The 25,317-nt window shown below is 71.3% G+C and carries 26 protein-coding genes; 8 read left to right on the top strand and 18 right to left on the bottom strand.

The features are described from left to right. Window positions 1-24: 24 nt before the first annotated feature. Both J3P44_RS23090 and J3P44_RS23085 read right to left on the bottom strand, forming a co-directional pair. Window positions 25-231, bottom strand: a complete 207-nt coding sequence (locus tag J3P44_RS23090) for a helix-turn-helix domain-containing protein (protein WP_129454864.1) — start codon at window positions 229-231, stop codon at window positions 25-27. Window positions 232-423: 192 nt separating this feature from the next. Then, window positions 424-1,605: an acetoin utilization protein AcuC gene (locus J3P44_RS23085; RefSeq protein ID WP_255892857.1), complete on the bottom strand. Its 1,182-nt coding sequence runs from the start codon at window positions 1,603-1,605 to the stop codon at window positions 424-426. A gap of 92 nt (window positions 1,606-1,697) precedes the next feature. On the opposite strand from J3P44_RS23085, the gene J3P44_RS23080 reads away from it, so the two are divergent. Continuing rightward, window positions 1,698-2,090 (top strand): hypothetical protein, encoded by a 393-nt coding sequence (locus J3P44_RS23080; RefSeq protein ID WP_255892856.1) that lies wholly within the window; start codon window positions 1,698-1,700, stop codon window positions 2,088-2,090. A 384-nt stretch (window positions 2,091-2,474) separates the two neighbouring features. Here the strand turns inward: J3P44_RS23080 and proC are convergent, their stop codons facing one another. Then, window positions 2,475-3,275: a pyrroline-5-carboxylate reductase gene (gene proC / locus J3P44_RS23075; RefSeq protein ID WP_255892855.1), complete on the bottom strand. Its 801-nt coding sequence runs from the start codon at window positions 3,273-3,275 to the stop codon at window positions 2,475-2,477. 9 nt (window positions 3,276-3,284) lie between these two features. Continuing rightward, window positions 3,285-4,220, bottom strand: a complete 936-nt coding sequence (locus J3P44_RS23070) for a proline dehydrogenase family protein (RefSeq protein WP_255892854.1) — start codon at window positions 4,218-4,220, stop codon at window positions 3,285-3,287. 83 nt (window positions 4,221-4,303) lie between these two features. On the opposite strand from J3P44_RS23070, the gene J3P44_RS23065 reads away from it, so the two are divergent. After that, window positions 4,304-4,684: a hypothetical protein gene (locus tag J3P44_RS23065; RefSeq protein ID WP_255892853.1), complete on the top strand. Its 381-nt coding sequence runs from the start codon at window positions 4,304-4,306 to the stop codon at window positions 4,682-4,684. On the opposite strand, the gene J3P44_RS23060 is transcribed toward J3P44_RS23065, so the two are convergent. From J3P44_RS23060 to J3P44_RS23030, 7 genes are all read right to left on the bottom strand, one after another. Beyond that, window positions 4,665-5,414 carry an ABC transporter permease gene (locus J3P44_RS23060; RefSeq protein WP_255892852.1) on the bottom strand — a complete coding sequence of 250 codons (750 nt, stop codon included), beginning with the start codon at window positions 5,412-5,414 and terminating at the stop codon, window positions 4,665-4,667. The genes J3P44_RS23065 and J3P44_RS23060 overlap by 20 nt on opposite strands. Next, entirely contained in the window at window positions 5,411-6,130 is a 720-nt protein-coding gene (locus J3P44_RS23055) for an ABC transporter ATP-binding protein (protein ID WP_255892851.1), read from the bottom strand. Before J3P44_RS23055 ends, J3P44_RS23060 begins: the two co-directional genes overlap by 4 nt. Before the next feature lie 63 nt (window positions 6,131-6,193). Next, window positions 6,194-7,495, bottom strand: a complete 1,302-nt coding sequence (locus J3P44_RS23050) for a peroxidase family protein (RefSeq protein WP_255892850.1) — start codon at window positions 7,493-7,495, stop codon at window positions 6,194-6,196. 17 nt (window positions 7,496-7,512) lie between these two features. Further along, window positions 7,513-7,824, bottom strand: coding sequence for a hypothetical protein (locus tag J3P44_RS23045; protein WP_255892849.1), 312 nt, complete (start codon window positions 7,822-7,824; stop codon window positions 7,513-7,515). 69 nt (window positions 7,825-7,893) lie between these two features. Beyond that, window positions 7,894-8,487: a TetR/AcrR family transcriptional regulator gene (locus J3P44_RS23040; protein WP_255892848.1), complete on the bottom strand. Its 594-nt coding sequence runs from the start codon at window positions 8,485-8,487 to the stop codon at window positions 7,894-7,896. A 7-nt stretch (window positions 8,488-8,494) separates the two neighbouring features. Beyond that, entirely contained in the window at window positions 8,495-9,298 is an 804-nt protein-coding gene (locus J3P44_RS23035; RefSeq protein WP_255892847.1) for a sugar phosphate isomerase/epimerase family protein, read from the bottom strand. 3 nt (window positions 9,299-9,301) lie between these two features. Continuing rightward, entirely contained in the window at window positions 9,302-10,246 is a 945-nt protein-coding gene (locus tag J3P44_RS23030) for a Ppx/GppA family phosphatase (RefSeq protein ID WP_255892846.1), read from the bottom strand. 185 nt (window positions 10,247-10,431) lie between these two features. Here J3P44_RS23030 and J3P44_RS23025 point away from each other — a divergent pair, with 185 nt between their 5' ends. The 3 genes from J3P44_RS23025 to J3P44_RS23015 all read left to right on the top strand — a co-directional run bounded on the left by J3P44_RS23025 (window position 10,432) and on the right by J3P44_RS23015 (window position 12,625). Beyond that, window positions 10,432-11,208 (top strand): DUF3109 family protein, encoded by a 777-nt coding sequence (locus J3P44_RS23025; RefSeq protein WP_255892845.1) that lies wholly within the window; start codon window positions 10,432-10,434, stop codon window positions 11,206-11,208. A gap of 92 nt (window positions 11,209-11,300) precedes the next feature. Then, a complete protein-coding gene (locus J3P44_RS23020; protein WP_255892844.1) occupies window positions 11,301-11,939 on the top strand; it encodes a VOC family protein in 639 nt (212 codons plus the stop codon). Between the two features lie 2 nt (window positions 11,940-11,941). Beyond that, window positions 11,942-12,625: a class I SAM-dependent methyltransferase gene (locus J3P44_RS23015; protein ID WP_255892843.1), complete on the top strand. Its 684-nt coding sequence runs from the start codon at window positions 11,942-11,944 to the stop codon at window positions 12,623-12,625. A 30-nt stretch (window positions 12,626-12,655) separates the two neighbouring features. Here the strand turns inward: J3P44_RS23015 and J3P44_RS23010 are convergent, their stop codons facing one another. Then, window positions 12,656-13,699, bottom strand: coding sequence for a LacI family DNA-binding transcriptional regulator (locus tag J3P44_RS23010; protein WP_255892842.1), 1,044 nt, complete (start codon window positions 13,697-13,699; stop codon window positions 12,656-12,658). A 523-nt stretch (window positions 13,700-14,222) separates the two neighbouring features. Between J3P44_RS23010 and radA the strand changes: the two genes are divergently transcribed. Together radA and disA are read left to right on the top strand one after the other, a co-directional pair. Beyond that, complete coding sequence (gene radA, locus J3P44_RS23005) at window positions 14,223-15,629, top strand: DNA repair protein RadA (protein ID WP_255892841.1); 1,407 nt, start codon at window positions 14,223-14,225, stop codon at window positions 15,627-15,629. Window positions 15,630-15,711: 82 nt separating this feature from the next. Next, window positions 15,712-16,794: a DNA integrity scanning diadenylate cyclase DisA gene (gene disA / locus J3P44_RS23000; RefSeq protein WP_255892840.1), complete on the top strand. Its 1,083-nt coding sequence runs from the start codon at window positions 15,712-15,714 to the stop codon at window positions 16,792-16,794. Window positions 16,795-16,797: 3 nt separating this feature from the next. On the opposite strand, the gene J3P44_RS22995 is transcribed toward disA, so the two are convergent. Then, entirely contained in the window at window positions 16,798-17,592 is a 795-nt protein-coding gene (locus J3P44_RS22995; RefSeq protein ID WP_255892839.1) for a hypothetical protein, read from the bottom strand. 67 nt (window positions 17,593-17,659) lie between these two features. Here J3P44_RS22995 and J3P44_RS22990 point away from each other — a divergent pair, with 67 nt between their 5' ends. Further along, window positions 17,660-18,559 carry an iron-sulfur binding domain-containing protein gene (locus J3P44_RS22990; RefSeq protein WP_255892838.1) on the top strand — a complete coding sequence of 300 codons (900 nt, stop codon included), beginning with the start codon at window positions 17,660-17,662 and terminating at the stop codon, window positions 18,557-18,559. A 60-nt stretch (window positions 18,560-18,619) separates the two neighbouring features. Here the strand turns inward: J3P44_RS22990 and J3P44_RS22985 are convergent, their stop codons facing one another. The 5 genes from J3P44_RS22985 to J3P44_RS22965 all read right to left on the bottom strand — a co-directional run bounded on the left by J3P44_RS22985 (window position 18,620) and on the right by J3P44_RS22965 (window position 25,313). Next, a complete protein-coding gene (locus J3P44_RS22985) occupies window positions 18,620-21,199 on the bottom strand; it encodes an ATP-dependent Clp protease ATP-binding subunit (RefSeq protein WP_255892837.1) in 2,580 nt (859 codons plus the stop codon). A gap of 228 nt (window positions 21,200-21,427) precedes the next feature. Continuing rightward, on the bottom strand, window positions 21,428-21,751 hold the full coding sequence (locus J3P44_RS22980) for a histone-like nucleoid-structuring protein Lsr2 (protein WP_255892836.1): 324 nt from the start codon (window positions 21,749-21,751) through the stop codon (window positions 21,428-21,430). Window positions 21,752-21,824: 73 nt separating this feature from the next. Continuing rightward, window positions 21,825-22,595 carry a type III pantothenate kinase gene (locus J3P44_RS22975; protein WP_255892835.1) on the bottom strand — a complete coding sequence of 257 codons (771 nt, stop codon included), beginning with the start codon at window positions 22,593-22,595 and terminating at the stop codon, window positions 21,825-21,827. Window positions 22,596-22,605: 10 nt separating this feature from the next. Then, a complete protein-coding gene (nadC, locus tag J3P44_RS22970; RefSeq protein ID WP_255892834.1) occupies window positions 22,606-23,565 on the bottom strand; it encodes a carboxylating nicotinate-nucleotide diphosphorylase in 960 nt (319 codons plus the stop codon). Further along, complete coding sequence (locus J3P44_RS22965) at window positions 23,562-25,313, bottom strand: L-aspartate oxidase (protein WP_255892833.1); 1,752 nt, start codon at window positions 25,311-25,313, stop codon at window positions 23,562-23,564. Before J3P44_RS22965 ends, nadC begins: the two co-directional genes overlap by 4 nt. Window positions 25,314-25,317: the final 4 nt, after the last annotated feature.

Raw genomic sequence — 25,317 nt, 5'->3', positions numbered from 1 at the left:
GTCAGGTCCGTGGATCCGGGGACGTCAGCCTGCGTTGTAGAAGCTCTTGCGCAGGTATTCGTTGACGTCGTCCTCGGTGACCCGGAAGGAGCGGCCGACGCGGACGGCCGGCAGCTCGCCGCCGTGCACGAGCCGGTAGACGGTCATCTTCGAGACGCGCATCTTGGCGGCGACCTCGGCGATGGTCAGGAACTGTGCCTCGGACATGTCTCCAGGGGTGTTCTCAGCCATGATGTGCACCGATCCTTCTGCGCGGCGACGGCGCCGGTTTCCGCACCGGCGTCACAGGCGTGCCGCTTTCGACTGAGATTAGGGCTCGCGTGACGCATGGGGAAGAGGAACGCCAAAGAAACTTGTGTGACTCGCGGCGTGTCGGGTTGATTCTTTACCTCTTCCGAACGGTGAATCAGGCTGCCCGACGCTCTATGGCAGCGGATCGAGGCCGTGCAGAGGGAAGGTCTCCATCCGAGTGGCGTGGATCGCCCGGTCCAGCCAGGCCTCGGGGTCGTAGCCCGATGACCAGTCCCGGTAGGCGGGCGTGCGCCCGTCGGTCATCCGGTGAGGCGGGCTGGCGCCCAGCACCTCCTCGACGTACGCACGCCAGGCCGGCGGGGTGGCCAGGGTCGGCTCCAGCGGCCGGCCCCCGGCAATGGCGAGCAGGTGGGCCCAGGCCCGTGGCACGACGTCGACGATGGAGTAGCCGCCTCCGCCCGTGACGACCCACCGGCCGTCGGAGACCTCGTGGGCGAGCTCGTGGAGCGCGAGATAGGCAGCCCGCTGCCCGTCGACGCTGAGCATCATGTGGGCGAGCGGGTCGTTCATGTGGGAGTCGCAGCCGTGCTGGGTGACGAGCACCTCGGGCCGGAACGCGCGCAGGAGCGGAGGTACGACGGAGTGGAAGGCGCGGAGCCATCCCGCATCCGCGGTGCCGGGCGGGAGCGCCACGTTGACCGCGGAGCCCTCGGCACCCTCGCCGCCCGAGTCGGTCGCGAAGCCCGTGCCCGGGAACAGCATCTGCCCGGTCTCGTGCAGCGAGATCGTGAGCACCCGCGGGTCGTCCCAGAAGATCTTCTCGACCCCGTCGCCATGGTGCACGTCGATGTCGACGTACGCCACCCGCTCGGCGCCGTCGGCCAGGAGCTGGGTGATGCCGACCGCGACGTCGTTGTAGATGCAGAAGCCGCTCGCCCGGTCGGGCATGGCGTGGTGCAGACCGCCGGCGATGTTGACCGAGTGCAGCGACTCGCCGCTCCAGACCTGGCGGACCGCCTCCAGCGTGGCGCCGACGACATGGGCGCTGGCGACGTGCATGTCCTCGAAGACCGGGTCGTCGTCGGTGCCGAGACCGCGGGACTCGTCGGTCCACCCCGGCGTCGTACCTGCTTTGGTCACCGCCTCGATGAGCCCCACGTCGTGGACGGTCGCGATCTGCTCCGGCGTCGCGAAGGGCGCGTCGACGCGCTTGATGCCCTCCAGCACGCCGAGCTCGTCGGCCAGTCGCATGGTCAGGTCGACTCGCACAGGGGACATGGGGTGGGTGGGCCCGAAGTTGTACTCCGTGAGCGTCGGGTCGAAGACGACTGAGGTGGGCCCGGCGCACTCCATGTGGCGGACGTTACTCCCGCCCGGGGCCCGGTCCGACCGGGTGCACGCACTTTGACCACGTTCAGCTTCCGATGGCGACCTACAATTTGGGTGTGGCAACGTTCGGAGCCGCCCCCGAGGAGGGCGGGCTCCAAGGGCTCTTGGCGGCATCGCCGGACCGGGCGGTGCACACGTCCGCGGCCGCTGAGATCGCCTTCGTGCTGGGCCTCGTCGCCCTCGCGGCCGCGCCGTTCTCGGTCATGCTCGGGCTGTCGTTGGCGACCGGCGCTGTCGGCCTGGTGTTCGGCGTCGTGGGCATGGCGCGCACCAGCCGTCCCGACATGGCGGGCCAGGCGCTCGTGCCGTTGGGCATGCTCTTCGCCATCGTCGCCGTGGTGCTGGTCGGCCTGCGCTACCTCGGCGTGGACACGGCGTTCGGAGACGATCTCCTGCCCACCCTGCAGGCCTGGATGGAGACCCTCAACTCTCGGGTTCCCGGGCCGTAGCGCCTGACCTATTGCCCTTCATCCTCGGTAGAGGAGCGATACCTCGGTGAGGTCGTGAGGGATCGCGGTGTCGTACTCGCGACCCTTTGCCCCGACGGGGCGGATGCTGAGACTGACATGCCAGCGCCCCTTGTGCCAGGTCTGATGGTTCTCGGGGTCGTCGCGCCGACGCTGCCAGGTGAGGCCGAGCGCGCGGGCGGTTCGTCGGAGACCCCGACGGAGTCGGCGCAGGAGATCGGCGCCACCCCGGGTGGGTTCCATGTCGGTCACAGTGCACCTCGTCCCTGAGCTCAAGACTCGGTGGGAGCAGCGCATACATCATCTGCCCGGATACTCATCGAAGCGTGGCCACCAACGTCAGTGGGTGGTTTCCCGTCAGTCGGCTCAGGATCCCTCGGCCAGCTCCCGGGAGCGGTTGCGGGCGGCCTCCATCGCGGCCAGGAAGGCAGCCCGGACCTTGTGGATCTCGAGCTCGCGCAACGCGGAGGCGGTGGTGCCGCCGGGCGAGGTGACCTGCTCGCGCAGCACGACGGGGTGGGTGCCGGTCTCGCGCAGCATCGCGGCCGAGCCGACCAGGGTCTGCACGACCAGCTCCGTGGCGGTCGACCGGGGCAGGCCGAGGTGGACACCGGCCTCGATCATCGACTCCACGACGAAGAAGATGTAGGCCGGGCCGGAGCCGGAGATGGCGGTGACCGCGTCCATCTGCTTCTCCGGGATGCGGATCACCTTGCCGGTGGAGGCCATCAGCGACTCGGCCTCGGCGAGGTGGGACTCGTCGCAGTGGGAGCCGGGCGAGATCGCGGCCATGCCCTCGTCGACGAGCGCGGGGGTGTTGGGCATGACGCGGACGACGGCGACGCCCTCCGGCACGCGGGACTCGATGAAGGCGGTGGTGATGCCGGCGGCGAGGGAGACCAGCAGCTGCCCGGCGCGCAGGTCGGGAGCGATCTCGTCGAGCACGTCGGCCATGTCCTGCGGCTTGACCACGAGCGCCACGGTGTCGGCCTTGGCGGTCGCCTCGCGGTTGGAGACGACGGCCACGCCGTAGCGCTCCTCGAGCTCGCGGGCTCGCTCCGCGCGCTTCTCGCCCACCATCAGCTGGTCGACGCGGCGGCCGGCGCGGACGAGTCCGGAGAGAAGCGTCTCGCCCATGACGCCGGCGCCGATGATCGCTGTGCTCATAGTGGCAACCTACTTCTTGGAGACGAGGGAGCGCGCGAAGAATGCGAGGTTCTGGGGCTTCTCGGCCAGGCGCCGCATGAGGTAGCCGTACCACTCGGTGCCGTAGGGGATGTAGACGCGCATGGTCTCCCCCGCCGCGGCCAGGCGCTTCTGCTCCTCGGGCCGGATGCCGTAGAGCATCTGGAACTCGTACGTCCCCGGGCGCCGGCCGAACCGGCTGGCGAGCGAGGAGGCGATCTGGATCATCCGCGGGTCGTGCGTCGCGATCATCGGGTAGCCCTGGCCGCCGAGCAGCACCTTGAGGCACCGGACGTAGGCCTTGTCGATCTCGAGCTTGTCCTGGAAGGCGACATCCTCGGGCTCCATGTAGGCGCCCTTGCACAGCCGCACCCGCGATCCCTCGTAGGCCAGCGCGCGGCAGTCGGCCTCGGTGCGGTGCAGCATCGCCTGCAGCACGGCTCCGGTCTCGGGGAAGTCCTTGCGGAGCTCGCGCAGGATCGAGAGCGTCGAGTCGGTGGTGGTGTGGTCCTCCATGTCGAGGGTCACCGTGGTGCCGGCGTTGCGGGCCGCCCGGCAGATGTCACGCGCGTTCTCCAGCGCCACCTTGTGCCCGTTGGCTCCGAGGGACTGGCCGATCGCGCTGAGCTTGACCGACACCTCGGCGTGGCTCGCGTGGCCGCGGGCGGAGAGCTCGGCCAGGAGCTCCTTGTAGGCCGCGACCGTGGCCTCGGCCTGGGCGACGTCGGTGGTGTCCTCGCCGAGGTAGTCCAGCGTCACCCGCAGTCCGTCCCCGACCAGGGTCGAGGTGGCGCGTACGGCGTCGGCCGTGCCCTCACCGGGGACGTAGCTGGTGATGATGCCGCTGGAGACGGGCATCGTGGACACGAGCTTCTTGACGCCCTGGCTGCGGGAGAGGAGCAGGATCGGCTGGCGGAGCAACGACATGGGCGACAGGCTACGCCGATCCTCTACCGTTCCTTCACAGGTCCTCCACCCATCGCCACGCGCTCGCACCTACCGTCGTCGGCATGACCCGAACCCCGTCCACGCCGACCGCGCAGTACGTCCTCGCCCTCGGCGTCGCCCTCGCCGCGGTCGCCTTCCTGCTGCTGGGCATCGGCGCCCTGGGCATCGTCGGTGACGGCGATCGCGACGCGGTCTACCTCGCCGCTCCGGTGGCCGGGCTGGTCGTCGCCGTGGTCACCGGGTTCCGCCCCCGCGGCATGGCCATGGCGCTCGGCGTTGCGGCCGTCAGCACGGTCGTGGCCGGGCTGTGGTCGGTCGGCCTCGTCGCCACGGACGACGTGAAGGCGTCGGTCGCCGACGTCGTCATGCTGACGCTGATGTACGCCGGCCTCTTCGCGTTTGCCGCCTGGCTGTTCACCCGGGTCAGGGCGTCCGGCGCCTGAGCGTCGCGGCGCCCATGACGAGCGCGGCGGCGGCGAAGCAGGCCACGACCGCGACAGCCCGCCAGACCTCGCCCTCGTCGGCCGCGCCCACCAGCTCCTGCATCGCGTCGACGGCGTACGACAGGGGCAGCACGTTGCTGACCAGCTCGAGCACGCCCGGCATCGCCTCGCGAGGCACGAAGAGCCCGCAGAGCAGGATCTGCGGGAGCACGAAGGCGGGCATGAACTGGACCGCCTGGAACTCGGTCGTGGCGAAGGCGCTGACCAGCAGCCCCAGCGCCGTCCCCAGGACGGCGTCGACGACGGCGACGACCCCGAGCAGCCAGACCGGGCCGTTGACGTCCAGCCCGAGCAGCCCGACGCTCACCGCCACGGCCAGCGCCGACTGGACCGCGGCGAGGAGGCCGAAGGCGAGGGCGTAGCCGAGGAGGAAGTCGAGCTTCCCCATCGGCATCGTCAGCAGCCGCTCCAGCGTGCCGGACGACCGCTCCCGCAACGTCGTCACGCTCGTGACCAGGAACATGACGATGAAGGGGAACATCGCCAGCAGGCCCGGGCCGAAGCGGTCGAAGAGGTCGCCCGGCAGGTCCTCGAACATCCACCACAGCAGGCTGATCAGCACGCAGGGGACGACGAGCAGCATCACCAGCGTGCGGTGGTCGCGACGGACCTGGGTCAGCACGCGGCCCGCGACGGCGAACGTGATGCGGGTGCTCATGGGGGTGCTCATGCCACTTCCTCCTGACCCTCGACGAGCCGGAGGAACGCCTGCTCGATGTCCGCGGCTCCGGTGCGCTCGCGGATCTCGTCGGGCGACCCGTCCGCGATGATCCGGCCCTCGCGCATCAGCAGCAGGCGGTGACACCGCTCCGCCTCGTCCATGACGTGGCTGGAGACCAGCACGGCGGCGCCGAGGTCGGCGAGCCGGTGGAACAGCTCCCACAGGTCACGCCGCAAGACCGGGTCGAGGCCGACGGTGGGCTCGTCGAGCACCAGCAGGTCGGGGGTGCCGAGCAGCGCGACCGCCAGGCTGACCCGGCTGCGCTGGCCGCCGGAGAGGTTGCCGACCACCTGCCGCTGGTGGTCGGCCAGACCGACCACGCTGATGGCTTCGTCGACCGAGCGCCGGTCGACGCCGAGCACCCGTGAGAAGAAGGTGAGGTTCTCCGCCACGGTCAGGTCGTCGTACACGCTGGCGGACTGGGTGACGTAGCCGATCCGAGTGCGCAGCGCGGCACTTCCGGCGGGCTCACCGAGCACCTCGACAGTCCCCGAGCGCACCTGCTGCGCGCCGACGAGGCAGCGCATCAATGTGGTCTTGCCGCACCCGCTCGGCCCCAGCAGCCCGGTGACACCGGGTGCCACGCCGAGCGAGATGCCGGGCAGCACCTCCCGCGCACCGCGTACGACGACGAGGTCGCGCACCTCCACGATGTTTTTCATCATGTGTTGAATTGTGCGCCCGGCAGACGCGGTCCGTCAATCCCTCAATCTCCGCCCGATCACCCCTCAGTCGCCCAGCGGGGCGAGCAGCGCCTTCTTCCCCTCGAACGCGAAGAGAAGCAGGTCGGCCATCCGGAACCGGCCGTCCTTCTCGCCCAGGTCCGGCCGGAACCCGGGGTTGCGGACGATCGAGTGGCTGCTGCCCTCCATCGCCCGGTGGAACGTCTCCACCACCAGGCGGGCGCCCACGCCGGTCAGTCGACCGTCGTTGAGCTCTGCCTCGCGCAGGACGTAGAACCAGAGGGGCGCGTCCGCTAGGAAGGCCTCGCGCTGGGCGTCGGTGAGGCCGTCGAGCTGGGCCGAGCCCCGACCGCCGGCGCCGTTGCGCAGCTGCGCCTTGGTCAGGGTGGTCACGGGCACACCGGCGGCACGCAGGAGCGCCGCCATCTGCTGCCCGCTGGCGAGCCGCAGCATCCGGGCCCGCATCAGGTTGCGGAAGGCCAGGTTGGCGCGGATGGTGCCCTCCTCGGTGGCGGCACCTCCGAACGACCCGGCGGGCAGCGCCGCGAGCGGGTCGACGAGCCGGGTGTCGATGCGGCGGGCCAGGTTGAACTCGCCCGCCGGCGGCTTGAGGTCGTCGCGTCCGACCTGGGCGAAGCGGTAGAGGCGGCGCCAGTCGGCGATCCAGTTCGACGGCAGCGTCGGGTCACCCCCGAGGCCACCGCTCGTGCCGGAGAAGAAGAACAGCAGGTCGAGGCTCCCGGAGCCGTCGGGGAAGCGGGCGTTCCAGTCGTAGGCCTCCCGGATCATCGCGTGACCCAGCCGGAACGCGGCGACCGAGAACTCCACCGGCATCGTCGGCATGCTCAGCGGGTCGGCACCGGGGTCGACGACCTTGCGGCCGTTGGTGAAGACGTCGGTGACGACGTCGCCGTCGCAGATCCGCGCCAGGTAGTCGGTGCGCAGCATCCACTGGTAGTGCAGCACCACCTTGCGCCGCGCCTTCTCGAACCGGTCGGCGGTTGGGGTGGCCGGTCCGAGTCCCGCCACGACCCGGTTGTGGAAACGGATCATCGCCGCGTGGGTCTGGGCGACCACGAGGTTCTCGTCGTTGCGGCGGTCCGGGATGGCGGCCAGGCGCTCGTCCGACGCAGACCCCGTGCCGACGCGCGGCACGTCGAAGCCCACCCGGGCCTGGTCGCCGCCGATGCGCGTCGTCCTCCCGACCTTGAGGCGGGTGCGGTCGGCCTCGTAGAAGTCCGCCGACACTGGGTCGAGCGGTCCCGCGCCGTAGAGGCTGTCGAGGTCCAGCGTCGGCGAGCGCCCCTGTAGCAGCGCGGCCGGCGAGACGTTGTCGCCGAAGGCCACTGTGGTGGCGTCGAACGTCAGGTCGTGGTCGACGAACTGGCCGAGGTAGGTGAGCCGGCCGGGATCGTGCCGTCCACGTCCGACCCCCCGGTCATCGCGAGCGCGACCTTGCGCAGCGTCGCCTCGGGCAGGCGTACGCCCGGCGGACCCAGGCGGGAGAAGCGGAACGTCGGCGCGGCGGCCAGTGCGGGACCGCTGGCGGCCGTGGTGTTGGCGCGGGCGGTGACGGGAGGTACGTCTGCAGGGTCAGCGGCGACGACGCCCTCCCCCTCGATGAAGAAGCTCTCGCGGCCGTGGCGGGGTGTACGTCCTTCTGGGGTCCGTGGCATGTCAGCAGCGTGCCGGTCGCACGCCCAGCGCGCATCGGTAGAACTGCCGATGCCCAGGTCCGGGGAGGGTCAGGGCAGGTCGCCGGTCAGGTAGTGCTGCAGCACCGGACCGATCCGCGCGACGAGGTCCTCGGCGGGCATCTGCGCCATGGCCGGGAACGCGACGACGTAGCGCGCCACGATGATGCCGACCACCTGGCTCGCCACGAGGGGGATCCGCACCTCGGGCCGGTCCCGCACCAGCGCGGCGAGCACCGGGCCCACCACGACGGGGAGGAACGCATCGCGCACGAGCCCCGCCGTGTCGTCGGACATCATCGATCGAGCCACCGCCAGCAGGCCGGGCTGGACCTCGGGGTCGTCCCAGACCCCGAGGAAGGTCCGCAGGAGCCGCTCCCCGGCGCCGTCGGGGCCGGCCGCCACGACCGGGGCCATCACCTCGCGCGGGTCCACCGGGATCTGCAGGGCGGCGATGAAGAGGTCGTCCTTGGTGCCGAAGTAGTGGTGCACCAGGGCGGGGTCGACGCCGGCCGCCGACGCCACGCCACGGATCGTCGTACCGCGGAAGCCCTTCTCTCCGAACGACGCCCGCGCTGCGGCCAGCACCTCGGCCCGGGTGTCCGGGGCACCCGGGCGCCGGCCCCGGGTCACGCGCGCGGCCACGGCCTGCTCACGGGGTGGTCACCGCCAGGTGGGCGCGGGCGAACTCGAGTGACTCGCGCAGGTCCGCCTCGCGCTCGGCACGGTTGGCGCACCGGCGGGTGTTGATCTCCAGCACCACGTGACCGGAGAAGTCGGTGCGGGCGAGGTGGTGCAGGAACTCGCCCGCCCGCATCACCCCCCGCCCCGGCACGAGGTGCTCGTCCTTGGCCGACCCGGTCCCGTCCGTGAGGTGGATGTGACGCAGTCGCTCGCCCATCCGCTGGGCCATCTCGATGACGTCGCTGCGGGCGATCGCGGCGTGGGAGAGGTCGATGGTGGTGTTGGCGTAGTCCTCGGTGCTGGGGTCCCAGCCGGGGACGTACATCTCCATCGCGCGACGCGAGGACGCCCGCCACGGATACATGTTCTCGACCGCGAAGGCGATACCGGTGCGGGCCTCCAGGGAGGCGATCCCCTCGACGAAGCCGGCGGCGTAGTCCCGCTGCCACCTGAACGGCGGGTGCACGACGACGACGTCTGCGCCGACCGCATCAGCCATCTCGGCCGACCTCTCGAGCTTGCCCCAGGGCTCGGTGCCCCACACCCGCTGGGTGAAGAGCAGGCAGGGCGCATGGACCGCGCAGACGGGGACCCCGTGGTGGTCGCTGAGCTTCTTGACAGCGTCGACCTGCTGGCTCAGCGCGTCGATGCCCACCATCACCTCGACCGCGTCGTAGCCCAGCGACGAGGCCCAGCCGAAGCCGTGGGCCGTCGACTCGGGGTAGACCGAGGCGGTGGAGAGGGCGATCTTCGGGGTCGCGGAGGGGGACATGGCTCAGCCCAGCCTCGTGACGACCGAGATCTGGTCGAGGCGCTCGAGGATCACGCCCTCGCGCAGCGCCCAGGGGCAGACCTCCAGGGCCCCCAGGTCGAAGATGTCCATGCACGCCTCGGCCACCAGCGCGCCCGGCACGATCTGGTGCGTACGACTCGGCGAGACGCCCGGGAGCGCGGCGAGCTCGTCGGCGGAGAGCGCCATCAGCTTGGGGATCCAGTCGGACAGCGCCTCGAGCTCGAGCACCCGCGGCACCAGAGGCCCGTCGCCGCTCGGCGCCGCGCCGCAGATGCGCGCCAGCGAGCGGAAGGTCTTCGACGTGGCCGCGGCCCGGTCGGGCACGCCGGGACGCAGCAGGTGGCCGGCGTCGCGGGCGATCTCGGCGCGGATCTGCTTGCGCAGCTCTCGGATCTCGGCCTCACCGGGCTGACCGCCGTCGAACCACAGGCGAGCCATCCGGGCGGCCCCGAGGGGGAGCGACCACGCCACGTCGGGCGCCTCGTCGGTGCCCGCCGCGATCTCGAGCGAGCCGCCGCCGATGTCGAACACCGCCAGCCGGCCGGCCGACCAGCCGAACCAGCGGCGTACGGCCAGGAAGGTCAGCCGCGCCTCGTCCTCACCGGAGAGCACCTCCAGCTCGACGCCGGTGTGCTCCTCGACGTGGGCCAGGACCTCGTGGGAGTTGACCGCGTCACGCACGGCCGACGTCGCGAAGCCCAGCATCTCCTCGCAGCCCTTGTCCTCGGCGATCTCGGTGGCCGTGGCGCAGAAGTCGGTGAGGGCCTTGATGCCCTTCTTGGTGACCGCGCCCTCCTCGTCCAGGTGCTCGGCCAGGCGCAGGGGCTGCTTGTGCGAGGAGGCGGGGAGCGGCGCGGCGCCACCGTGCGCGTCCACCACCAGCAGGTGGCCGGTGTTGGATCCGATGTCGAGGACGCCCAGGCGCATGCCCGCCACGCTACTAGAGCGGGCCCGCTGGGCCGTGCCGTCGCGAGCGGCGTCCGGCGCGTGCGATGGCAAGGCGGAGGAGGGAGACATGGCGGAGCCATGGCGACTGACGACAACGCAGCAAGCGTGCGTGCCGGGCGGCGCGCAGCAGGCTCGGGTCAGGGGGTGCGCTCTAGGGTTGTGGGGTGCCTGAAGTGGACCTGGTCTTCCCCCGAGCGTTCGTCGAGTTCGCCGACCCCGCCGACGAGAGCCAGGTGTTCCGCTGCGACCTCACGTGGCTGACCTCGGCCTACATGTGCATCTTCGGCCAGGGCTGCCAGGGGATCTACGCCGACGCCCCCGACGTCGGCTGCTGCACGCTCGGCGCGCACTTCGCCGACCGGGACGACGAGCGGCGGGTCGCCGGCTTCGTCGCCCAGCTCACGCCCGACGACTGGCAGATGCACCCCCGACGGGCGGTCAAGAAGTCCGACTGGATCGAGACCGACGACGACGGCGAGCGCAAGACCCTGGCGATCGAGTACGACGGCCAGCAGGCGTGCGTGTTCCACAACCGCACGGACTTCGCCCCCTCCGGGGGCCCCGGCGGCGCGGGCTGCGCGTTGCACGGCCTCGCGCTGCGACAGGGCCGCAACCCGCTCGAGACCAAGCCTGACGTGTGCTGGCAGCTGCCGATCCGCCGCCAGTACCGCACCGTCGAGCAGCAGGACGGGGCGTCGTACACCGAGGTGTCGATCGGCGAGTACGACCGGCGCGGCTGGGGCCCCGGCGGTCACGACCTGGACTGGTACTGCTCGGGCAACACCGAGGCGCACGTGGCCCTCGAGCCGGTCTACGTCACCCACGAGCCCGAGCTCGTGGAGCTGATGGGGCCGGAGGGGTACGCCGAGCTGGTCCGCCACTGCGAGGCGCACGTCCGATCCCGCTCGGCGCTCGCGCTGCACCCGGCCGATCCACGCTGACGAGCCGCAGCGGCTCGGTGTCGGATGGCTCGACATCAAGAAAACCCGACCCCGGTGTCAACGTCCCGGAGGAGCAGGCCCAGAATCTCTGCATGCGCCTGGACCACGTCAGCTTCGCCGCCGGACCTGATGGACTTGCCAGCACCGCCCAGCGCATCGGGGGGCTGCTCGGCACCGAGTTCGTCGACGGCGGGGTGCACCCTCGCTTCGGCACCCGCAACCGGATCCTGCCCCTTGCGGGCAACACCTACATGGAGATCGTCGAGGTGCTCGACCACCCGGCGAGCGACAAGGCCCCCTTCGGCCAGGCCGTGCGCGCCAGGTCCGCCCTCGGCGGCGGCTGGATGGGCTGGGTCGTGTCGGTGGACGACCTCGCCCCCTTCGAGGCACGGCTGGGCCGTGAGGCCGCCAAGGGCAACCGCCACCGCCCGGACGGCACCGAGCTGTTGTGGAAGCAGATCGGCATCCACGGCCTGATCTCCGACCCGCAGCTGCCCTTCTTCATCCAGTGGGACTCCCCGGCCGAGCTCCACCCGAGCAACGGCGCCAACGGTGACTACTCCCTGGCCTGCCTGGAGATCGCCGGCGACCCACAGCGCGTCAGCGAGTGGCTGGGCGAGACCGTCGAGGCGCCGCTGGAGGACGTGAAGGTGGAGTGGGTCGCCCCCAACGGCACCCCCGGCATCGTCGCGGTCCAGCTCCAGACGCCTCGCGGCCTCGTGCGCATCTGAGCTTGAAGCCACGCCCCTCCCCCAACATCTGGAACACCCCCGAGCTGTACGAGCTCGAGAACCGGGCCGCCGACCCGCACGGCCGGATCGCGGCCGCGATGCGCGACATCGCCGACTGGACCGGTCGCACGGTCCTCGACATCGGCTGCGGCAGCGGCTTCCACCTCCCCCTGTGGGTCGAGTCGGCGGAGCGCGTGATCGGGGTGGAGCCCCACCCCCCGCTGGCCGCGCTCGCGCGTCGTCGTACGAGGTCGCTCGACCACGTCGCGGTCCTCGATGGGACGGCCGAGTCACTGCCGGTGCCCGACGCGTCGGTCGACGTGGCGCACGCGCGGTGGGCGTACTTCTTCGGGCCGGGCAGCGAGCCGGGGCTGCGTGAGCTCGACCGGGTGGTGCGCCGCGGCGGCACGGCGTTCGTGATCGACAACGACGCGACCCGCTCCACCTTCGGGCGCTGGTTCCGCCGCGGCTTCCCCGACGTCGACCCGGTCGCGGTCGAGACGTTCTGGTCGATGCATGGCTGGCGCCGCCGGCCGATCGAGATGGGCTGGTCGTTCGGCACGCGGGAGGACCTCGAGGCGGTGGTGCGGATCGAGCTGCCGCCGACCGCCGCCGAGGAGGCGCTCGCCTCGCACTCCGGCACCGAGGTCGACTACGCCGTCAACCTGTGGTGGCGGGAGTTCTAGCTCGTGGGAGGGGCCTAGCTGGACTCGCGGCTAGCTGGACTCTCGGATGGCCAGGGTCGGCTCCAGCAGGACCCCGCGGCTCTCGACGGGCTGGTGCGACAGCAACGCGCGCAGGGAACGGACGATCTCCACCGCCACGTCCTCGAGCGGCTGGCGCACGGACGTCAGGCCGACCGGGTAGACCTGCGCCACCTGGGAGTCGTCGAAGCCGACCACCGCGATGTCACGGCCAGGGGCGAGCTGGCGGATCCACAACGTGTGGAGCACGCCCATCGCCAGGGTGTCGGAGGCGCAGAGGAACGCGGTCGGCTCGGACTCGTCGAGCAGCACCGCGGCGGCCTCCGCACCGCTGTGCACGACGTCCTCGACCCGGGACGCCAGGCCGGTGGTGGAAAGGCCGTTGGCGTGCATGGTCGAGAGCCAGCCCGAGCGGCGGTCCTCGCCGATCGGGGAGTCCTTGCGCCAGCCGATCCAGGCGATGCGGGTGTGGCCGCGGTCGATGAGGTGCTGGGTGGCGAGCCGCATGCCTGCGGCGCCGTCGACGTCGACCCAGACGTGGCGGGCCTCGTCGTCGTCCCAGGGCCGGCCGAACGCCACGAAGGGCGCCCGCTGCTGGCTCAGCCAGGCCGCCTGAGGGTTGCCGAGGTAGGTGTCGGTGACGACGAAGGCGTCCACCGCGGTCGAGCGCAGCAGGTTGTCGTAGCCGCCGACCGGGTCCTCGTCGTCACTGGGGAAGAGCAGCACGTGGTAGCCGGCCTCCGCGCTCGCCTCCACCAGCGAGTGGACGAAGCGGTCCATCATCGCGTTGGCCGTGCCCTCCTGGGCCGGGGTGAACCGCAGCCCGATCAGGGACGACGTACGGGTGCGGAGGTTGCGTGCCGCGCGGTTGGGCGAGTAGCCCAGCTCGGCGATCGTCTGCCGGACCCGCTCGAGGGTGTCGGGGCGGAGAAGGTCGGGGTTGTTGACCGCGTTGGAGACCGTCTGGCGCGAGACGCCGGCGCGCTCGGCGACGTCGGCGAGGGTCGTCGGGGTGACCGGCAGCTGGCTGCCCGGTCGGTGGTCGCTGCGCCCCATGCCGCCTCCCCCTTGATCGATCCAATGATCGTCAGCATAAGCCCTGGCCACCGGGGCACACGCCCGCACGAAGGGGTGGGAAACAGGTGAAGGGCCCTTGCGAGTATGAGTCGCAAGGGCCCTTCGGGTGACCGGATCGTGTGACGACCTCCGGTCGACGTCTCTTCGCCGACGATCCCCGCGCCTGCGTCACCCAGTCGCGGCGGGCAGCTCGCCGAAGCGACCTGCCCGGATGGATCCTCGTCTCCGAGCCATCCCGCCTCCCCTTGCGGGGCGGCGTGGGAGAAGTTCTACGGGGTCCGGACGGGGTCGCGCAAGGCCTTCCTGACACGGTTTTCCTGTCCACGGGTTCGTCCACCAGAAGCGGGCTCCCATCCCCAGCAACGGACCCTCTTGTCCACAGATCTCGCGCCTGGTCCACAGGTCGGCGCGGCGCGCTGTGGAGAGGTGGCCCAGACCAGCGGTGGTGGTCCCCGCGCGGCGCGAGGCCGTCCTGTCGGTGCCCTGACCTAGCGTGGCGTCCATGTCGACCAAGGCGCAGTCCCGACAGAAGATCCGCTCCACCTACCGCTGCTCCGAGTGCGGGTGGGAGACGGGCAAGTGGGTCGGTCGCTGCGGCGAGTGCCAGGCCTGGGGCTCGGTCGCCGAGGCCGGCGCGCCGACGATGCGGGCCACGGCCGGGCCGGTGTCGACCCCCGCGGTCCCGATCGGCCAGGTCGCGATCACCGAGTCGGTCGCCCGCTCCAGCGGCGTGCCGGAGCTCGACCGGGTCCTGGGCGGCGGGCTCGTCCCCGGTGCGGCGATCCTGCTGGCCGGGGAGCCCGGCGTCGGCAAGAGCACGCTCCTGCTGGAGGTCGCGGCGCAGACCGCCCGCACGCGCCAGCGCACCCTCTACGTCACCGGCGAGGAGTCGGCGGCCCAGGTGCGGCTGCGTGCCGACCGCACGGGCGGAGTCCACGACGAGCTGTTCCTCGCCGCCGAGACCGACCTCGGTGCGGTGCTGACCCACATCGAGGACGTACGCCCGAGCCTGCTGGTGGTCGACTCGGTCCAGGCCATCGGTGCCTCCGGGATCGACGGCGTGCCCGGGGGCGTCACCCAGGTCAAGGAGGTCGCCGCCGCGCTCATCCGGGTCGCCAAGACCCGCAACATCACCACGATGATCGTGGGCCACGTGACCAAGGACGGCTCCATCGCCGGACCGCGCGTGCTCGAGCACCTCGTCGACGTCGTCCTCCACTTCGAGGGCGACCGCAACTCCCGCTTCCGGATGGTCCGGGCGATGAAGAACCGCTACGGCCCGGTCGACGAGGTCGGGTGCTTCGACCTGTCGTCCGAGGGGATCCTGGCCGTCACCGACCCCACCGGGCTGTTCGTCGAGCACCACACGCAGGACGTGTCCGGCACGTGCGTCGCGGTGACGATGGAGGGACGCCGCCCGCTGCTCGCCGAGGTCCAGGCCCTCCTGACGCCCTCGCCGCTGGAGCGGCCGCGGCGCACCGTCTCGGGCGTGGAGTCCTCCCGCGTCGACATGGCCCTGGCGGTCCTCCAGCGCCATGCCCGCTTGCGCATCGCCGGCAGCGACGTCTTCGTCGCGACCGTCGGTGGCGCCAAGCTGCACGACCCGGCCGCCGACCTGGCCGTCGCGGTCGCCGTGGCCAGCTCCCACCTCGGGGTGCCGCCGCCGCGTGGTGCCGTCGCGATCGGCGAGATCGGGTTGGCCGGCGAGCTGCGCCGGGTCCGCGACCTTCCCCAGCGCATCGCCGAGGCTGCTCGACAGGGGTTCAAGGTCGCCGTCGTCCCGCGCGACCGCGCCGTTGGGCGCGAGCGCGGCATCCCCACACGCCGGACCGTTGACGGTCTGCGGGTGGTGGAGGTCGACGACGTGTTCGGCGCCCTGCTCACGCTCGAGCTCACGCCGCCCGCCTGAAAGTCACGTCACAGACCTCCACGCCCCTACACTTCACCCGACGGCGCACGGGGGCGCCCTGAGAGATGCACGTGGAGGACCGGTGGCAGAGCGCAGCGACGACCAGCTCCGGCTGCGCGCCACCCTGGCGTCCATCGCCCCGGGCATGCCGCTGCGCGACGGCCTCGAGCGGATCCTCCGTGGCCGCACCGGCGCACTGATCGTGCTGGGGCAGGACAAGACCGTCGACTCGATCTCGACCGGCGGCTTCACCCTCGACGTGCCCTTCACCGCCACCGGCCTGCGCGAGCTGGCCAAGATGGACGGCGCGATCATCCTCGACAAGGACATCACCCGGGTGCACCGGGCCGCGGTCCACCTGATGCCCGATCACACCATTCCGTCGGAGGAGACCGGCACCCGGCACCGTACGGCGGAGCGGGTCGCCAAGCAGACCGGGCACCCCGTCATCTCCGTCTCGCAGTCGATGCAGATCATCGCCGCCTACGTCGGCGACATCCGCCACGTGCTGGAGGACTCCGGCAAGATCCTGTCGCGCGCCAACCAGGCCCTGGCCACCCTCGAGCGCTACAAGCTCCGCCTCGACGAGGTGTCCGCGACGCTGTCGGCCCTCGAGATCGAGGACCTCGTCACCGTGCGTGACGTGGCCGTGGTCGCCCAGCGCCTGGAGATGGTCATCCGCATCGCGCGGGAGATCGAGGACTACGTCCTCGAGCTCGGCACCGACGGTCGTCTCCTGTCGCTCCAGCTCGAGGAGCTGGTGACCGGGGTCGACGCCGAGCGCGAGCTGGTCGTCCGCGACTACCTCCCCGGCGGCCGGCGACGCCACGCCAGCCCCGAGTCGCACCTCGCCGAGCTCGAGGGCCTGTCCCCCACCGAGCTCGTCGACCCCGCTGCGGTCGCGAGGACCATCGGACTCGGCGGCGCGGAGCACCTCGACGCCGCTGTCGCCCCCCGCGGCTACCGGCTCCTGGCCAAGGTCCCGCGCCTTCCGGCCGCGGTCGTCGACCGCTTGGTCGACCACTTCGGCGGACTCCAGCAGCTGCTCTCCGCCGGCATCGACGACCTCCAGGCCGTCGAGGGCGTCGGCGAGCTGCGCGCGCGGAGCGTGCGCGAGGGACTCTCCCGGCTCGCGGAGTCGAGCATCACCGAGCGCTACATATAGGCGTCAGCCGGCGGAGTTGCCCCCGCCGTCCTCACCGGGAGTGTGGGACGTCTCGCCGTTCTTGTTCTTCTTGCCACCCTGCTGCGGGTCCGCGGTCTTGGTGATCACGGGCGCCGTCGGCGCGACCAGCTCGAACTGGACGTCGGTCTCGTTGCCGCCGAGGGCAGCCGCCTGCACGTGGTAGAAGCCCGGCCTCGCCCAACCCGCCAGGCCCGAGCAGCTCTCATCTGAGCGCTTGCCTTCGGCCCAGGTGACCACGACGGGCGTGTCGACGGCTTGCCGGACGACCACGTCCTGGACCGGGATGGCCTGGGGGCACTCGCGGGTGCTCCAGATGAAGTCGCTGCCGCTGGTGATGGTCAAGGTCAGCGTCTGCGGGGAGACCTGCCAGGTGCACGCCTCCGTGACCCCGGTGCGGAGGTTGACGGTGATCGGGACGTCCGATCCGCCGACCGCCGAGGTGATGGCCGGCGTGGCGACGATGTCGGAGTCGGTGCAGGGACCGGTGGGCTCGGCCAGGACGGGCTCGGGCGGCGTCGTCTCCTGCTGCCGCGACTTGCGCTTCTTACCGGTCTTCACCTCGGCGGTCGGGCCGAACGTGGGCGCCTGCGACGTCTGGTCGATGGTGGCGCCGGCCCGTGCTGCCGTGGGGGTCCCGGCGTCCTTGCCGTCGGAGGAACCGCCGAGGACACGCGCCAGCACGATGACGAGCAGCAGCGGGATGCCGAGCACGACGAGTCGTCGGGTCCAGTAGACCCGGGCCGGAAGCGGCCCGCGGGGTCGCACGGTCGACGGCATGGGGTCAGGTTAGGTAGCAACCGGCCCGTCTCGGCGGAGGCGCACCGGCTCACCTACGATCGTCGCGATGGACGCCCCCTTCCCCAGCGCGCTGCACGCGGCCGTGCTCGACTGGTACGACGACCACGCGCGGGACCTCCCGTGGCGGGGCGTCGAGGCCACCGCGTGGTCGGTGATGGTCAGCGAGTTCATGCTGCAGCAGACTCCCGTCGCGCGGGTGCTGCCCGTGCACGGCACCTGGCTCGAACGGTGGCCGACCCCGACCGCCCTCGCCGCGGAGCCGACCGGCGAGGCGGTGCGGATGTGGGGCCGGCTGGGCTACCCACGCCGCGCGCTGCGCCTCCACGCCGCGGCCGTCGCGATCGCGGAGCGCCACGGCGGCGAGGTGCCCGCGTCGTACGACGACCTCCTCGCCCTGCCCGGCGTCGGTGACTACACGGCATCGGCCATCGCCAGCTTCGCCTTCGGGGAGCGGCACGTGGTCCTCGACACCAACGTCCGCCGGGTGCTCACTCGCGTCGTCTCGGGTGCGGAGCTCCCGTCGCCGGCGGTCACGCGCGTCGAGCGGGACGTGGCGACGTCACTGCTCCCGGTCGACCCCGCCACCGCCGCGACGTGGGCGGTCGCGACGATGGAGCTCGGGGCCCTGGTCTGCACGGCACGCCAGCCGTCCTGCGACGCCTGCCCGGTCGCCGGGTTGTGCGCGTGGCGTCGCGCCGGCTTCCCGGCGTACGACGGGCCACCACGCCGGGGTCAGGCCTGGGCCGGCACCGACCGCCAGTGCCGGGGCCGCATCATGGCACTGGCGCGCGAGACCGACGGCTCGGTGCCCCTGGGGCGGATCGAGGGCGCCTGGCCCGTGGCCGAGCAGCGGCAACGCTGCCTGGCCGGCCTGGTCGCCGACGGCCTGCTCGTCGCGATCGGCAGCGAGCTGGACGAGGTCCTCGCCTACGCGCTGCCGAGCTGACGCACAACCAACAACTCGGCGCCCCCGCGTGTGCGGGAGCGCCGAGCCGGGGGTTGCAGGTCAGGCCTCGTTGGCCTTGGGGACGTCGGTCGGACCCTCGGAGTCGTCGGGACCGACGACGGGAGTGCCCTCGGCGTCCACCGTCTCCAGCGGAGGCATGTCGGGCACCGTCGAGTTCTTCTGGCCCCTGAAGGTGAAGGTCGCCGTCGGGCCTTCGCCCTCGACGTCCACCAGCACGATCTGGCCGGGGCCGACCTCGCCGAAGAGCATCTTCTCGGCGAGCACGTCCTCGATCTCGCGCTGGATCGTCCGGCGCAGCGGGCGCGCACCGAGCACCGGGTCGAAGCCGCGCTCGGCCAGCAGGGCCTTCGCGCCATGGGTGAGCTCCAGCGACATGTCGCGGTCCTTCATGCGGAGCTCGACACCGGCGATCATGTTGTCGACCATCGCCACGATCTGCTCCTGCGACAACGGCGGGAAGACGACGATCTCGTCGACACGGTTGAGGAACTCGGGGCGGAAGTGCTGCTTGAGCTCCTCCGAGACCTTGCTCTTCATCCGCTCGTAGGAGCCGGCCGCATCGGCACCGACTGCTCCGAAGCCGAGGTTGACGCTCTTGGCGATGTCACGCGAGCCGAGGTTGGTGGTCATGATGATGACGGTGTTCTTGAAGTCGACCACGCGTCCCTGCGAATCGGTCAGGCGACCTTCCTCGAGAATCTGCAACAGGCTGTTGAAGATGTCGGGGTGGGCCTTCTCGACCTCGTCGAAAAGGACCACGGAGAACGGCTTGCGGCGCACCTTCTCGGTGAGCTGGCCGCCCTCTTCGTAACCGACATATCCGGGCGGCGAACCGAACAGCCGCGACACCGTGTGCTTCTCGGAGAATTCGCTCATGTCGAGCTGGATGAGCGCGTCCTCGTCACCGAAGAGGAATTCGGCGAGCGTCTTGGACAGCCACGTCTTTCCGACACCCGACGGACCGGCGAAGATGAAGGACCCACCGGGGCGCTTGGGGTCCTTCAGACCCGCACGCGTACGACGGATCGCGCGGCTGAGGGCCCTGACCGCCTCCTCCTGGCCGATCACGCGCTTGTGGAGCTCGTCCTCCATCTTGAGCAGACGGGTGGACTCCTCCTCCGACAGCTTGACGATCGGGATGCCCGTGGCGACCGCCAGGACCTCGGCGATCAGCTCCTCGTCGACCTCGGCGATCTCGTCGAGGTCACCGGCACGCCACTGCTTCTCGCGCTCCGCACGGCGGGCCGAGAGCTGCTTCTCCTCGTCACGCAGGCGGGCCGCGGCCTCGAAGTCCTGCCCGTCGATCGCGGCCTCCTTGCGCTGGCGCACGTCGCCGATCTTCTCGTCGTACTCGCGCAGGTCCGGCGGCGCGGTCATCCGGCGGATACGCAGTCGCGACCCGGCCTCGTCGATGAGGTCGATGGCCTTGTCCGGCAGGAACCGGTCGGAGATGTAGCGGTCGGCCAGAGTCGCCGCGGAGACCAGGGCCTCGTCGGTGATGGTGACGCGGTGGTGCGCCTCGTAGCGGTCGCGCAGGCCCTTGAGCATCTCGATGGTGTGCGCGATCGAGGGCTCCTGCACCTGGATCGGCTGGAAGCGGCGCTCGAGCGCGGCGTCCTTCTCGAGGTACTTGCGGTATTCGTCGAGCGTCGTCGCACCGATGGTCTGCAGCTCGCCACGGGCCAGCATCGGCTTGAGGATGCTGGCGGCGTCGATCGCGCCCTCGGCCGCGCCGGCACCGACGAGGGTGTGGATCTCGTCGATGAACAGCACGATGTCGCCGCGGGTGCGGATCTCCTTGAGCACCTTCTTGAGGCGCTCCTCGAAGTCACCGCGGTAGCGCGAGCCGGCGACCAGGGCACCGAGGTCGAGCGTGTAGATCTGCTTGTCCTTCAGCGTCTCGGGCACGTTGCCCTTGACGATGTCCTGCGCGAGGCCGGCCACGATGGTGGTCTTGCCGACGCCGGGCTCGCCGATGAGGACGGGGTTGTTCTTCGTGCGGCGCGACAGGATCTGCATGACGCGCTCGATCTCCTGCTCACGCCCGATGACCGGGTCGAGCTTGCCCTCGCGCGCGGCCTGGGTGAGGTTCTGGCCGAACTGGTCGAGCACCAGCGAGCTGGACGGCGCCTCGCCGCCGGAGCCGGTCGTCTGGGCGCCGGACGCCGCCGACTCCTTGCCCTGGAACCCGCTGAGCAGCTGGATGACCTGCTGGCGGACCCGGTTGAGGTCGGCGCCGAGCTTCTGCAGGACCTGGGCAGCGACGCCCTCGCCCTCCCGGATCAGGCCGAGCAGGATGTGCTCGGTGCCGATGTAGGAGTGGCCGAGCTGGAGCGCCTCGCGCAGCGAGAGCTCGAGCACCTTCTTGGCGCGCGGCGTGAACGGGATGTGGCCCGAGGGGGCCTGCTGGCCCTGGCCGATGATCTCCTCGACCTGGGCGCGCACAGCCTCCAGGGAGATGTCGAGGGACTCCAGCGCCTTGGCAGCGACGCCTTCGCCCTCGTGGATCAGCCCGAGCAGGATGTGCTCGGTGCCGATGTAGTTGTGGGAGAGCATGCGGGCCTCTTCCTGGGCCAGCACGACAACTCGCCGGGCTCGGTCGGTGAACCGCTCGAACATGTGCGCTCCTCTACGTCTGCGTGGTCCGCTGGTCCGACGCAGGCGGCCGGGATGCGGACACTGGGCTCAACGCCCGACATCAGCCTACGTGTTCCTGCCCCACACACGAGCCCGTCCGCTCACAGCGAACGTCCACAAGGGCCCGAACAGCACACGTGTCCGAGCTGCGGCCCCTCCGGCATCACACCCGGGGCAACATCTCGGACACGTGTGCGACCGTCGTCCGGCTCAGTGGGCGGCGTCGTAGGCCTGCTGGACGTCGGCCGAGATGCGGCCCCGCTCGGAGACCTCCATGCCCTGCGCCTTGGCCCACTCGCGGACGTCCTTGGTGTTGGACGACGAGCCGCCGCCGGACTTGCGGCCTCGCCGGCCCCCGCCGGTGACCTTGCGGGCGTGGCCGACATAGCCGCTCAACGCCTCGCGGAGAGCGGCGGCGTTGGCGTCGTTGAGGTCGATCTCGTACGACGTTCCGTCGAGGCCGAACGTGACGGTCTCGGTGGCCTCGGTGCCATCGAGGTCGTCCACCAGGAGAATGCTGACCTTTTGCGCCATGACGAATTCCTTTGCTTGATGCGATTCGGGGGTAACCGCATTCTTGCAGGAATTCAACCGCTCTTCACAAACGTCAGGAATTGCGTTCGAAGACGAGTCGCAAACCTTGAAGTGTCAACCACGGAGAATGCACGGTGAAACACCCGCAGTCGTCCACCAGCAGCGGCGCCAGATGGCCGGTGGAAATGACGGTGACGTCCTCTTCCGGCACTCCCAGCTCCGCGATCATCCGGGCGACCAGGCCTTCGACCTGGGCGGCGACGCCGAACAACATTCCGCTCTGCAGGGCCTCGACGGTGTTCTTGGCGATCACCGACCTCGGGCGGACGAGCTCGACCTTGCGCAGCTGGGCACCGCGCCGCCCGAGCGCCTCGAGGGAGATCTCGATGCCGGGCGAGATCGCGCCGCCGACGTACTGGCCCAAGGCATTGACCACGTCGAAGGTGGTGGCGGTGCCGAAGTCCACCACGATCGCAGGGCCGCCGTGCAGGGTCGCGGCGGCCAGGGAGTTGACGATCCGGTCCGAGCCGACCTCGCGCGGGTTGTCCATCAGCACCGAGATCCCGGTGCGGACGCCCGGCTCGACCACGATGGCAGGCACGTCACCGAAGTGGCGCTCGAGCATCTCGCGCCACTCGTGGAGGACTGCGGGGACGGTGGCGCACACCGCGATGCCGTCCACGTCGTCGACGCGGTCGTCGAGCAGGCCGCGGAGCAGCACCGACCACTCGTCGGCGGTGCGGCGCTCGTCGGTGTTGACCCGCCAGTGGGCGGTGACCTCCTCGCCGTCGAGCAGGCCGAGGAAGGTGTGGCTGTTGCCGATGTCGGCGGCCAGGAGCGTCATCACTGCACCTTCATCGGAGTCCGGGGTCCCCGCGGCGTTGTTCGGGGGAGCTAAGCGGAGGAGAAGAACGTCGTGGGGTGGCCAAGTCCATGCCGATGTCGAAGACGACCACCGAGTGGGTCAGCGCCCCGACGGACACGAAGTCGACGCCGGTCGCCCCGATCCGGGCGGCTCGCTCGAGGGTGATCCCGCCGCTGGCCTCCAGCGGCACCCGCCCCGCCGTACGACGTACGGCCTCGGTCATCAGCTCGTCGGTCATGTTGTCGAGCAGGATCCGCTCCGGGGGCTCGGGCAGCGCCAGGAGCGCGTCGAGCTGGTCGAGGCTCGTCACCTCGACCTCGACCGGCAACCCCGGGAACCGGCTCCGGATGGCGTCGAGGGCGGGGAGCACTCCCCCGGCGGCGATGACGTGGTTGTCCTTCACCATCGCCATGTCCTGGAGGCTGGTGCGGTGGTTGACGCCTCCGCCGCACCGGACGGCGTACTTCTGGAGGGCGCGGAGGCCGGGCAGGGTCTTGCGGGTGTCGAGCACTCGTGTCGGCGAACCGTCCAGCGCCTCGACCCACCGCGCGGTCGCGGTGGCGATGCCGGACAGGTGGCAGGCCAGGTTGAGGGCGGTGCGCTCGGCCACCAGGAGCTGACGGGTGTGGCCGGAGACCCGCATCACGACGTCGCCCTCGGCCACGTGGGTGCCGTCGGGTAGCCGATCGGTCACCTGGGTCCCGACCATGTAGAAGACGACGGCCGCGACACCCAGGCCGGCGACCACACCGGGCTCCCGGGCGGCGAACACGGCCTCGCCCGTCGCGTCCTCGGGGATGGTGGCCCAGCTGGTCGGGTCGATCCCGGACCTGTCCGGCAGGTCCTCCTCGGCGGCGCGGCGGATCGTGTCCCACAGGTGGTCGAGGTCGAGACCGGCCGCGGTCAGCTCGTCTCGGAGCTCGACTGGTACGTCGTCGAGGCTGGTCATGTCAGGACCTCACTGGCGCTGGGATCGGTCGAGGGATCGGTGGAGGGATCGGTCGAGGGAGAGAAGGTCCACTCGACCCGGACGGTTCCGTCGTCGAGCCACGAGTCGATGTGGCCGGCCTTGGTGTCGTCGCGCTCGGGGTGGTCCTCGCGCCAGTGGGACCCGCGGGTCTCCGTGCGGAGCGCGGCGGCCTCGGCGAGCGCGGTGCTGATCGCGAGCAGGTTGGTGGTCTCCCAGGCGGCGGGACCGACCTCCGCGTCACCCGGCTCCAGCGAGCCCAGGAAGTCGAGCGCCTCCGCCAACCCCTCCGCGTGGCGGAGCACGCCCACCCGGCTCGTCATCACGTCCTGCATGGACCGGCGGCGCTCGCCCGAGACGAGCCCCTCCGGACGCTCGTCGGCGGCTGGCTCGCCCCACTCCCGGAGCTCGCCCGGCAGCACGTCGGCGATCCGCCGCGAGAAGACCAGGCCCTCCAGCAGGGAGTTGGACGCCAGCCGGTTGGCGCCGTGGACGCCGGAGCAGGCGACCTCACCGGTCGCGTACAGCCCCGGCACGGACGTACGTCCCCACAGGTCGGTGGCGACCCCACCCGAGGCGTAGTGCTGGGCGGGCGCGACCGGGATCAGCTCGGTGACCGGGTCGACGCCGTGCTCGCGGCAGACCTTGAGGATGGTCGGGAAGCGACGCTCCCAGAATCTCGTGACGGTCGCTTCGCGACCTCCTCGATCATCGAGGGGGCTCGCTCCGCTCGCGTCCAGCCCCAGGTGCCGGGCGTCGAGCCACATGTGCGGGTGCCCGGTCTCGAGCATCCGGCGGGTGATGGCCTTGGCGACCACGTCGCGCGGTGCCAGGTCGGCGAGCTCGTGCTGGCCCTGCATGAAGCGGTTGCCCTCGAAGTCGACGAGGAACGCGCCTTCGCCGCGCACCGCCTCCGAGATGAGCGGCTGCTGGCCCTGGGACTCGGGTCCGAGCCACATCACGGTGGGGTGGAACTGGACGAACTCGAGGTCGCGGAGCCGCGCGCCGGCGCGCAGCGCGACCGCCATGCCGTCGCCGGTCGAGACGCTCGGGTTGGTGGACTGGCTGAACACCTGACCGAGGCCACCGGAGGCGAGCACCACGGCACGGCAGTGCACGGCTCCGACACCGTCGTGCTGCCCCTCGCCGAGGACGTGGAGCGTCAGGCCCGCGACCCCGCCGTCGTCGCCGAGGAGCAGGTCGACGGCCAGGGCGTGCTGGACGACCTCGATCTCCGGTGCGCGATCAACGGCGGCGATGAGGGCCCGCTGGATCTCCGCGCCGGTCGCGTCGCCGCCGGCGTGGGCGATGCGGTCGCGCAGGTGGCCGCCCTCGCGGGTCAGCGAGAGCTCGCCGTCGGGGTGGTGGTCGAACTGGGTGCCGAGCGCGATCAGCTCCCGCACCGCCTCGGCGCCCTCGGTCACCAGGCCCCGGACCGCGTCGACGTCGCACACCCCGGCACCTGCGACGAGGGTGTCGCGCTCGTGCTGCTCGGGGGTGTCCTCGGGCCCGAGTGCAGCGGCGATGCCGCCCTGGGCCCACTGGGTGGAGCCGGCCGCGAGCACGTCCTTGGTGACCACCAGAAGGTGGAGGGACGGGGCGGCAGCGTGGATCCGGAGGGCCGCGGTCAGCCCGGCGATGCCGGAACCCACCACGACCACGTCGGCTCGGGTGGTCCACCCGGGTGGGGGCGCGCGCAGGCGGCCCGGGACCGGCCGGTGGTCTGTCATCCGT

The organism is Nocardioides astragali, from assembly GCF_024436375.1.
Taxonomy (GTDB): Bacteria; Actinomycetota; Actinomycetes; order Propionibacteriales; family Nocardioidaceae; genus Nocardioides; species Nocardioides astragali.
This window is presented reverse-complemented; position numbering and strand designations above follow the sequence as displayed.

Coding starts and splice junctions, on each gene's coding strand:
- J3P44_RS22980 (WP_255892836.1), bottom strand. CDS start 21,751: ATGGCGCAAAAGGTCAGCATTCTCCTGGTGGACGACCTCGATGGCACC.
- J3P44_RS23030 (WP_255892846.1), bottom strand. CDS start 10,246: ATGCGCCTGGGCGTCCTCGACATCGGATCCAACACCGGCCACCTGCTG.
- J3P44_RS23020 (WP_255892844.1), top strand. CDS start 11,301: ATGCGCCTGGACCACGTCAGCTTCGCCGCCGGACCTGATGGACTTGCC.
- J3P44_RS23065 (WP_255892853.1), top strand. CDS start 4,304: ATGACCCGAACCCCGTCCACGCCGACCGCGCAGTACGTCCTCGCCCTC.
- J3P44_RS23035 (WP_255892847.1), bottom strand. CDS start 9,298: ATGTCCCCCTCCGCGACCCCGAAGATCGCCCTCTCCACCGCCTCGGTC.
- J3P44_RS23085 (WP_255892857.1), bottom strand. CDS start 1,605: ATGGAGTGCGCCGGGCCCACCTCAGTCGTCTTCGACCCGACGCTCACG.
- J3P44_RS23010 (WP_255892842.1), bottom strand. CDS start 13,699: ATGGGGCGCAGCGACCACCGACCGGGCAGCCAGCTGCCGGTCACCCCG.
- proC (WP_255892855.1), bottom strand. CDS start 3,275: ATGAGCACAGCGATCATCGGCGCCGGCGTCATGGGCGAGACGCTTCTC.
- J3P44_RS23090 (WP_129454864.1), bottom strand. CDS start 231: ATGGCTGAGAACACCCCTGGAGACATGTCCGAGGCACAGTTCCTGACC.
- J3P44_RS22995 (WP_255892839.1), bottom strand. CDS start 17,592: ATGCCGTCGACCGTGCGACCCCGCGGGCCGCTTCCGGCCCGGGTCTAC.
- J3P44_RS23045 (WP_255892849.1), bottom strand. CDS start 7,824: ATGCCACGGACCCCAGAAGGACGTACACCCCGCCACGGCCGCGAGAGC.
- J3P44_RS23060 (WP_255892852.1), bottom strand. CDS start 5,414: ATGAGCACCCCCATGAGCACCCGCATCACGTTCGCCGTCGCGGGCCGC.
- nadC (WP_255892834.1), bottom strand. CDS start 23,565: ATGACCAGCCTCGACGACGTACCAGTCGAGCTCCGAGACGAGCTGACC.
- J3P44_RS23055 (WP_255892851.1), bottom strand. CDS start 6,130: ATGATGAAAAACATCGTGGAGGTGCGCGACCTCGTCGTCGTACGCGGT.
- J3P44_RS22990 (WP_255892838.1), top strand. CDS start 17,660: ATGGACGCCCCCTTCCCCAGCGCGCTGCACGCGGCCGTGCTCGACTGG.
- J3P44_RS22965 (WP_255892833.1), bottom strand. CDS start 25,313: ATGACAGACCACCGGCCGGTCCCGGGCCGCCTGCGCGCGCCCCCACCC.
- J3P44_RS22985 (WP_255892837.1), bottom strand. CDS start 21,199: ATGTTCGAGCGGTTCACCGACCGAGCCCGGCGAGTTGTCGTGCTGGCC.
- radA (WP_255892841.1), top strand. CDS start 14,223: ATGTCGACCAAGGCGCAGTCCCGACAGAAGATCCGCTCCACCTACCGC.
- J3P44_RS22975 (WP_255892835.1), bottom strand. CDS start 22,595: ATGACGCTCCTGGCCGCCGACATCGGCAACAGCCACACCTTCCTCGGC.
- J3P44_RS23070 (WP_255892854.1), bottom strand. CDS start 4,220: ATGTCGTTGCTCCGCCAGCCGATCCTGCTCCTCTCCCGCAGCCAGGGC.